Below are 6,837 nucleotides of genomic sequence, written 5' to 3' on the forward strand. Positions count from 1 at the left end.
TGGCCGTGGCGGTCCGCGCGGACCCCGCGCGCCGCGACCGGGACATCGCCTCGCTGCGCTCCGCCCGGCCGACGGCCGTGAACCTCGCCTGGGGAGTGGAGCGGGCCCTGGCCCGCCGGGACGAGGGTGCGGACGCCGTGCTCGCCGCCGCGCTGGAGGTCCTCGATGCCGACACGGTCCGCAACCGCGCGCTCGGCGAGCGCGGTGCGGACTGGCTCGCCGCCCGGGTCCAGGGCCCGGTCGCGGTCCAGACCCACTGCAACGCCGGGGCGCTCGCGTGCGTGGAGTGGGGCACCGCGCTGGGCGTCGTACGGTCCCTGCACGACCGCGACCGGCTCGGCCACGTCTACGTCGACGAGACCCGGCCGCTGCTGCAGGGCTCCCGGCTGACCTCGTGGGAGCTGACCGAGCTGGGCATCGACCACACGGTCATCGTCGACTCGGCCGCGCCGACCGTGCTGGCCAGGGGGCTCGCGGACGCGGTCGTCGTCGGGGCGGACCGGATCACGGCCAACGGCGACGTGGTGAACAAGATCGGCACGTACCCGCTGGCCCTGGCCGCCGCGCGGGCTCGACGCCCGTTCGTGGTGGCCGCGCCGGAGTCGACCATCGACCCCGCGATCGCCAGGGGCCTCGACGTCGAGATCGAGGTCCGCGACGGCGACGAGGTCCTCGCCATCGGCGGGCTGCCCGGCACCGCGACCCTCAACTACGCCTTCGACGTCACGCCGGCCGACCTCGTGACCGCGATCGTGACCGAGGACCGCGTCGTGCGGCCGGCGCTGGGGGAGCGCCCGGCGTAACCGGTTGGAGCCGCGGGGCACCGGGTCACTACTCTTTGCCGAAGCCTCTTGACAAGGAGTAGAGCCGTGATCACCAGGATGTCGTCGCTGTTCCTGCGCACGCTGCGTGAGGATCCGGCGGACGCCGAGGTGCCGAGCCACAAGCTGCTGGTTCGCGCCGGGTACGTCCGTCGCGTGGCCCCGGGCGGCTACTCCTGGCTGCCGCTCGGCCTGCGGGTGCTGCGCAACATCGAGCGCGTCGTCCGCGAGGAGATGGACGCCATGGGCGCGCAGGAGATCCAGTTCCCCGCGCTGCTGCCCCGCGAGCCCTACGAGGCGACCGGCCGCTGGACCGAGTACGGCGACCTCCTGTTCCGCCTCAAGGACCGCAAGAACGCCGACTACCTGCTCGGCCCCACGCACGAGGAGTTCTTCACGCTCGCCGTGAAGGGGGAGTACAGCTCGTACAAGGACTATCCGGTCGTGCTGTACCAGATCCAGACGAAGTACCGGGACGAGGCGCGACCCCGCGCGGGCATCCTGCGCGGTCGCGAGTTCCTGATGAAGGACTCCTACTCGTTCGACCTCGACGACGAGGGGCTGGCGGACAGCTACCAGAAGCACCGGGACGCCTACATCAAGATCTTCGACCGGCTCGAGCTGAACTACGTGATCGTGTCCGCGATGGCCGGCGCGATGGGCGGGTCGAAGTCGGAGGAGTTCCTCGCCGAGTCCGAGACCGGTGAGGACACCTTCGTGCGCAGCACCGGGTCCGGCTACGCGGCCAACGTCGAGGCCGTGGTCACGCCCGCGCCGCCCGCCCAGTCCATTGCGGACAAGCCGGCCGCGCAGGTCCACCACACGCCCGACACGCCGACCATCGAGACCCTGGTCGACTTCCTCAACCAGGCCGACCTCGGGCGCACCTTCACCGCCGCCGACACGCTAAAGAACGTCCTGCTCAAGACCCGCGCGCCGGGCGAGGACAAGTGGGAGCTGCTCGCCCTCGGCGTGCCCGGCGACCGCGAGGTCGACACCAAGCGCCTGGAGGCCGCGCTCGATCCCCGCGTCGTGTCGATCCTCGAGGAGGCCGACTTCGCCGCGAACCCGTTCCTCGTGAAGGGCTACATCGGGCCGAAGGCGTTGCAGGACAACGGGGTTCGCTACCTCGTCGACCCGCGCGTGGTGCCCGGCACGGCCTGGGTCACCGGTGCGGACAAGGCCGACCACCACGTCGTGGACCTGGTGTGCGGGCGGGACTTCACGCCGGACGGCACGATCGAGGCGGCCGAGGTGCGCGAGGGCGACGTCTCGCCGGACGGGAAGGGCACGCTGGTCGCGGCGCGCGGCATCGAGATCGGCCACATCTTCCAGCTCGGCCGCAAGTATGCCGACGCCTTCCAGCTCGATGCGCTCGGCGCGGACAGCAAGCCCATCCGGATCACCATGGGCTCGTACGGCGTCGGCGTGTCCCGGCTCGTCGCGGTGATTGCGGAGCAGTCCCACGACGAGCACGGCCTGGTGTGGCCGCGGGGGGTCGCGCCCGCCGACGTGCACGTGGTGATCGCCGGCAAGGACGACACCGTGCGCGAGGGCGGCGAGCGGCTCGCCGCGCGGCTCGACGAGGCCGGCGTGGGCGTGCTGCTGGACGACCGCCCGTCCACCCCCGGCGTGAAGTTCGCCGACGCCGAGCTGATCGGCGTGCCGACGATCGTCGTCGTGGGCCGCGGGCTCGCGAAGGGCGTGGTCGAGGTCAAGGACCGGGCCAGCGGCGAGCGGGTCGAGGTCCCCGTCGACGAGGCCGTCGCGCACCTGACGGCACTGGTCCGCGGCTAGCCGAGCCGCCGGGAGCGGCGAACTCGCGTGCGGGAGCGGGGGACTCGCGGGGTCAGCGGAGCAGGGCGGCCAGGACGGCCGGGGTGTCCGTCAGGTCGGAGAGGACCGCGTCCGCGCCGGCGTCCGCCAGCTGGTCGACGCTGTGCCGGCCGGTGGCCACGCCGACCGTCACCGTGCCGTGGTGGCGGCCGGCCGCCACGTCCATCGGGGTGTCGCCGATGACCACCACCGATGACGCCGTGAACGTGACGCCGTGCTTCGCGGACGCCTGCGCCATCGCGGCCTCGACGAGGTCGTGCCGGTGGTCAGACAGCGAGCCGTACCCGCCGATCTCCAGGTCGACGTGGCGGTCGAGGTCGAACGCGGCGAGCTTGTAGACCGCGAGGTTGGGCAGGTTCCCGGTGACCAGCGACTGCACGACCCCGCCCCGGCTCTCCAGTGCCCCGAGGATCTCGGCCGCGCCGTCCAGCACGCGCCCCAGTGACGGCAGCGACGGGCGCGTGGCCAGCCCGATCGCCTCCAGCTCGGTGAGGACGCGCTCGACCTGCTCGTCGTCGTGCCGCACGCCGTGCGCCTTGAGCAGCTCCCGGGCGAGCGAGCGCTCGGTGCGGCCGGGGAACTCGGGCAGGTGCGCCAGCTCCTTGTCGACCACGTTCGCCAGCGCCTCGGAGTACCACTTCCGCCCGAGCCCGGTGTAGTCGACGAGCGTCAGGTCGATGTCCCACAGAACGAGCGTGTCCATGCGGCCATCGTGGCACGGGTCCGGGTGACGGCACATGTATTTCAACAGCGGTTGACTTGCCTGCGCGGCCGGGCGTACGTTGGGCTTGCAATTCAACGGTCGATGAACTTCGGAGGACGCAAATGGCTGCCTCAGCCACCCGCCGGCCGGCGCTGGTCGCCGTGCTGCTGGGCGTGGCCGGTGCCGTGGTCGCCACGGTGCTCGGCTTCTTGACCTTCGGCGCGCAGGCCACCGCCGCGCCGCATGACGTCCCGCTGGCCGTCTCGAGCCCGCCCGGGCAGCTCCGCGAGGCCGCCGAGCGCGTCGCCCAGCAGGGCGGCGACGCGGTCGACTGGCAGGTCACCGACCCCGAGCGGGCCCGCGAGCTGCTGGCCGACAAGGAGGTTTACGGCATCCTCGAGCTCGGCGGCGGACCGCGGGGCGTCGACCTCACGGTCGTCACCTCCGGCGCGGTCAGCCCGCAGGGCACGCAGGCGGCCACGCAGGTGCTGACCGGCGCCGCGCAGGGCCTGTCCGGCGCGCTGTCGCAGCAGGGGGTCACGGTCTCGCCGCCGAACCTGGAGACCGTCGACCCGGCGAGCGTCGCCGCGCGCACGGCACCGCTCGCGGCCAGCGCGCTGTTGTGGATCGCCGGCCTGGTCGCGGCGCTGGGCTTCGGCCTGCTCGTGGTCCGCGAGGGCATGCGGCCCGGTCCGCTGTCGCGTGCCACGCTGCTGGTGACCGTCAGCGTCGTGGCGAGCGCGGTCGTGGCCGGGTTCGTCAAGCTGTGGGACTCGTCGCTGCCGCTCGGCTGGGACGTGCTCGGCTTCGTCTTCCTGAGCGCGGTGGCGTTCGCGGCCGTGCAGGGCGCGTTGCTGCGGATCTTCCGGCTGCGTGCCGTCGCGATCCTCGGCCCGCTCTACCTGATCGCGCCCGCGGTCGCGAGCCAGGTGCCGGAGATGCTCAACCCGGCCTACCGCACGCTGCTGTGGTCGTGGACGCCGTTCCGGTTCTCCACCGAGGGCCTGCGTAGCCTGCTACTGGGCACGGCGGACGCACCGGACGTGCGCACCGGCCTGATCGTGCTGGGCGGCATGGCGATCGTCGGCCTGGTCGTGATGCTGTGGCCGGGCAGGACGCGGGTCGAGCCGCCGGTGCCGGCCGGCGACCGCGAGCGGGCCCTAGCCGGCTAGGAAGCTGAATCGGACCTTCCGTACCCGATTGTCCACGTTGGTGTCGACGAGGCAGACGGACTGCCAGGTGCCCAGTGCCAGCTCGCCCGACACCACCGGAATGCTCGCGTAGGGCGGGACCAGTGCGGGGAGCACGTGGTCCCGCCCGTGGCCGGGCGAGCCGTGCCGGTGCCGCCAGCGGCCGTCCGCCGGCAGCAGCTCGCGCAGCGCCGCGAGCAGGTCGTCGTCGCTGCCGGCGCCCGTCTCGATGATGGCGAGGCCGGCCGTCGCGTGCGGGACCCACACGTGCAGCAGCCCGTCCGGGGCGCCGGCACCGCCGTTCAGGCCGGTGAGGAACCGGTGGCACGCGTCGGTGAGATCGTGGACGACCTCGCGACCGCCGGTCTCGACCTCGATCTCCGTGGTGTGCATGCCGGACACGGTATTAGTTGAATGATGCGTATCGCCTTCGGACAGAAGTTCGACGTGCCCCTCGGGTACCTCAACACCGCGAGCATCGGCGTGCCGCCGGCCGCCGCGGCCGACGCGCTCGCCGGCGCGGTGGACCGGTGGCGGCGGGGTGTCGCCCGGCCGCCCGACTTCGACGAGGACGTCGCGACCGCCCGCGCCGGGTGGGGGCGGCTGGTCGGCATCGACACCGCGCACGTGGCGACCGGCGCGAGCGTCTCGCAGCTCGTGGGGCTCGTCGCGGCGAGCCTGCCGCGGACGACCCGCGTCCTGACCGTCGGTGGCGAGTTCACCAGCGTGACGTTTCCCTTCGCCGCGCAGGGGATGCCGGTGACCGAGGTGCCACCCGGCGAGCTGCTGTCCCATGTGGACGATCACGACCTGGTCGCGGTCAGCGTGGTGCAGTCCGCCGACGGCTCCGTGGTGGACCTGGACGGCCTGCGCGCGGCCGGGAAGCCGGTGCTGCTCGACGTGACGCAGGCCGCCGGCTGGCTGCCGTTGCGCCTCGGCTGGGCGGACTGGGTCGTCGGTGCCGGGTACAAGTGGCTGCTGACCCCACGCGGCGCGGCCTGGCTCGGCGGCCGCCCGGACGCGCTGGAGCGGCTCGTGGCGCACGCGGCGAGCTGGTACGCCGCCGCCGACCCGTGGGAGGGCATCTACGGCCTGCCGCTGCGCCTGGCCACCGACGCGCGCCGGCTGGACCTCTCGCCGGTCTGGTTCGCCCACCTCGGCGCCGCCGCGACCGTGCCGTGGCTCGCCGGCCTCGACCTCGCCGAGATCCGCGACCACTGCGTGGGGCTCGCCGACGCCACGCTCGCCGGGCTCGGCCGCCCGCCCGGGGGATCGGCCATCATCAGCGTCGACCTGACCGCTGACCAGGCGCGGAGGCTCACCGACGCGGGCGTGGTGGGTGCCATGCGGGCGGGTCGAACCCGGCTGTCGTTCCACCTGTACAACACCCTGGACGACGTCGACCTCGTGGTCGGTAGCACGCGCTGAGCGCGGCCCGACCGACACCTCGCCCTGGTTTGGCGAGGTTTGTACGGTTACCGTGTCGGCCGTGTCGGCTCCCTATCACTCGGGCCAATCGCCGTGGCCCGACAACCAGTCGCAGCGCCCGCCGCCGATCCAGTTCCGTCCCGAGGAGCAGGCGCCGCGGGACAACTCGGCGCTCGCGTGGACGCTGCGCATCATCGGCCTGATCGCCGTGGCCGTGGTCTCGGGTGCCGTCTGGTGGTACATCCAGATCGACGACGGCGACGGGTCGCCGACCGGGTACGGCGGTGGCACCACCCAGCAGCAGAGCGCGGGCAAGTACGAGTTCACCCAGGAGCTCGACTCGCCGCGCGTGAACGGGGCGTGCGGGGACCACGCGTACGGGGACACCAAGCAGTTCCTGGAGGAGAACTCCTGCGAGCGGCTCACCCGCTCGGTGTTCACGACCTCGGTCGACGGCCGCACGATCTACACGTCGGTCTCGGTCGTGGAGATGGCCGACGCGGCCACCGCCGAGGCGCTGCGCGACAAAACGGACGAGGACGGCTCCGGGAACGTCAACGACCTCGTGCGCGAGGGCGAGGTGAAGGTCAAGGGGCTGGACACGCTCAGCGGCAACGACGGCTACGCGTCGGAGGTGCGCGGCACCCGGGTCACGATCGTCGAGTCCGACTACGACCCGAAGACGAACAAGGACGAGAGCGGCACGCAGGACGTGCTGGACGACGTCTCCCGGGACGCGCTGCGCCTCGGCGCCGACATCACCAACGGTGACGACGGCTGAGCTACGCCGGCTGGCCCGGGAACGGCGGCGCGGCGGGGGACTGGCCGGCCGCACGGCGCCACCGGGTCGCGCGTACGG

General features: G+C 73.0%; 7 protein-coding genes. 5 read left to right on the top strand and 2 right to left on the bottom strand.

Annotated features, from left to right (window positions below):
• On the top strand, positions 1 to 803 hold an 803-nt coding region (gene mtnA, locus ACRDTB_RS36690; RefSeq protein ID WP_431436860.1), incomplete at its 5' end, for an S-methyl-5-thioribose-1-phosphate isomerase.
• Positions 804 to 869: 66 nt separating this feature from the next.
• The gene (locus tag ACRDTB_RS36695; protein WP_431436861.1) at positions 870 to 2,618 is read left to right on the top strand and encodes a proline--tRNA ligase; all 1,749 of its coding nucleotides are present in this window, start codon (positions 870 to 872) and stop codon (positions 2,616 to 2,618) included.
• A 52-nt stretch (positions 2,619 to 2,670) separates the two neighbouring features.
• Here ACRDTB_RS36695 and ACRDTB_RS36700 read toward each other — a convergent pair whose 3' ends face one another.
• Complete coding sequence (locus ACRDTB_RS36700) at positions 2,671 to 3,360, bottom strand: HAD family hydrolase (RefSeq protein WP_431436862.1); 690 nt, start codon at positions 3,358 to 3,360, stop codon at positions 2,671 to 2,673.
• A gap of 122 nt (positions 3,361 to 3,482) precedes the next feature.
• Between ACRDTB_RS36700 and ACRDTB_RS36705 the strand changes: the two genes are divergently transcribed.
• On the top strand, positions 3,483 to 4,532 hold the full coding sequence (locus ACRDTB_RS36705) for a YhgE/Pip domain-containing protein (RefSeq protein ID WP_431436863.1): 1,050 nt from the start codon (positions 3,483 to 3,485) through the stop codon (positions 4,530 to 4,532).
• Here ACRDTB_RS36705 and ACRDTB_RS36710 read toward each other — a convergent pair.
• Positions 4,521 to 4,943, bottom strand: coding sequence for a YjbQ family protein (locus tag ACRDTB_RS36710; protein WP_431436864.1), 423 nt, complete (start codon positions 4,941 to 4,943; stop codon positions 4,521 to 4,523). The two genes, ACRDTB_RS36705 and ACRDTB_RS36710, sit on opposite strands and share 12 nt — an antisense overlap.
• Positions 4,944 to 4,967: 24 nt before the next feature.
• Between ACRDTB_RS36710 and ACRDTB_RS36715 the strand changes: the two genes are divergently transcribed.
• Both ACRDTB_RS36715 and ACRDTB_RS36720 read left to right on the top strand, forming a co-directional pair.
• Positions 4,968 to 5,978 carry an aminotransferase gene (locus ACRDTB_RS36715; protein WP_431436866.1) on the top strand — a complete coding sequence of 337 codons (1,011 nt, stop codon included), beginning with the start codon at positions 4,968 to 4,970 and terminating at the stop codon, positions 5,976 to 5,978.
• 61 nt (positions 5,979 to 6,039) lie between these two features.
• The gene (locus tag ACRDTB_RS36720) at positions 6,040 to 6,759 is read left to right on the top strand and encodes a hypothetical protein (RefSeq protein WP_431436865.1); all 720 of its coding nucleotides are present in this window, start codon (positions 6,040 to 6,042) and stop codon (positions 6,757 to 6,759) included.
• Positions 6,760 to 6,837 lie beyond the last annotated feature (78 nt).

Origin of the sequence: Actinophytocola sp. (genome assembly GCF_050699935.1) — a bacterium.
GTDB lineage: Bacteria > Actinomycetota > Actinomycetes > Mycobacteriales > Pseudonocardiaceae > Actinophytocola.

Bases quoted from the DNA above. Each gene is read 5' to 3' on its own strand.
- ACRDTB_RS36700 (WP_431436862.1), bottom strand. From the start codon at position 3,360: ATGGACACGCTCGTTCTGTGGGACATCGACCTGACGCTCGTCGACTAC.
- ACRDTB_RS36705 (WP_431436863.1), top strand. From the start codon at position 3,483: ATGGCTGCCTCAGCCACCCGCCGGCCGGCGCTGGTCGCCGTGCTGCTG.
- ACRDTB_RS36710 (WP_431436864.1), bottom strand. From the start codon at position 4,943: ATGCACACCACGGAGATCGAGGTCGAGACCGGCGGTCGCGAGGTCGTC.
- ACRDTB_RS36715 (WP_431436866.1), top strand. From the start codon at position 4,968: ATGCGTATCGCCTTCGGACAGAAGTTCGACGTGCCCCTCGGGTACCTC.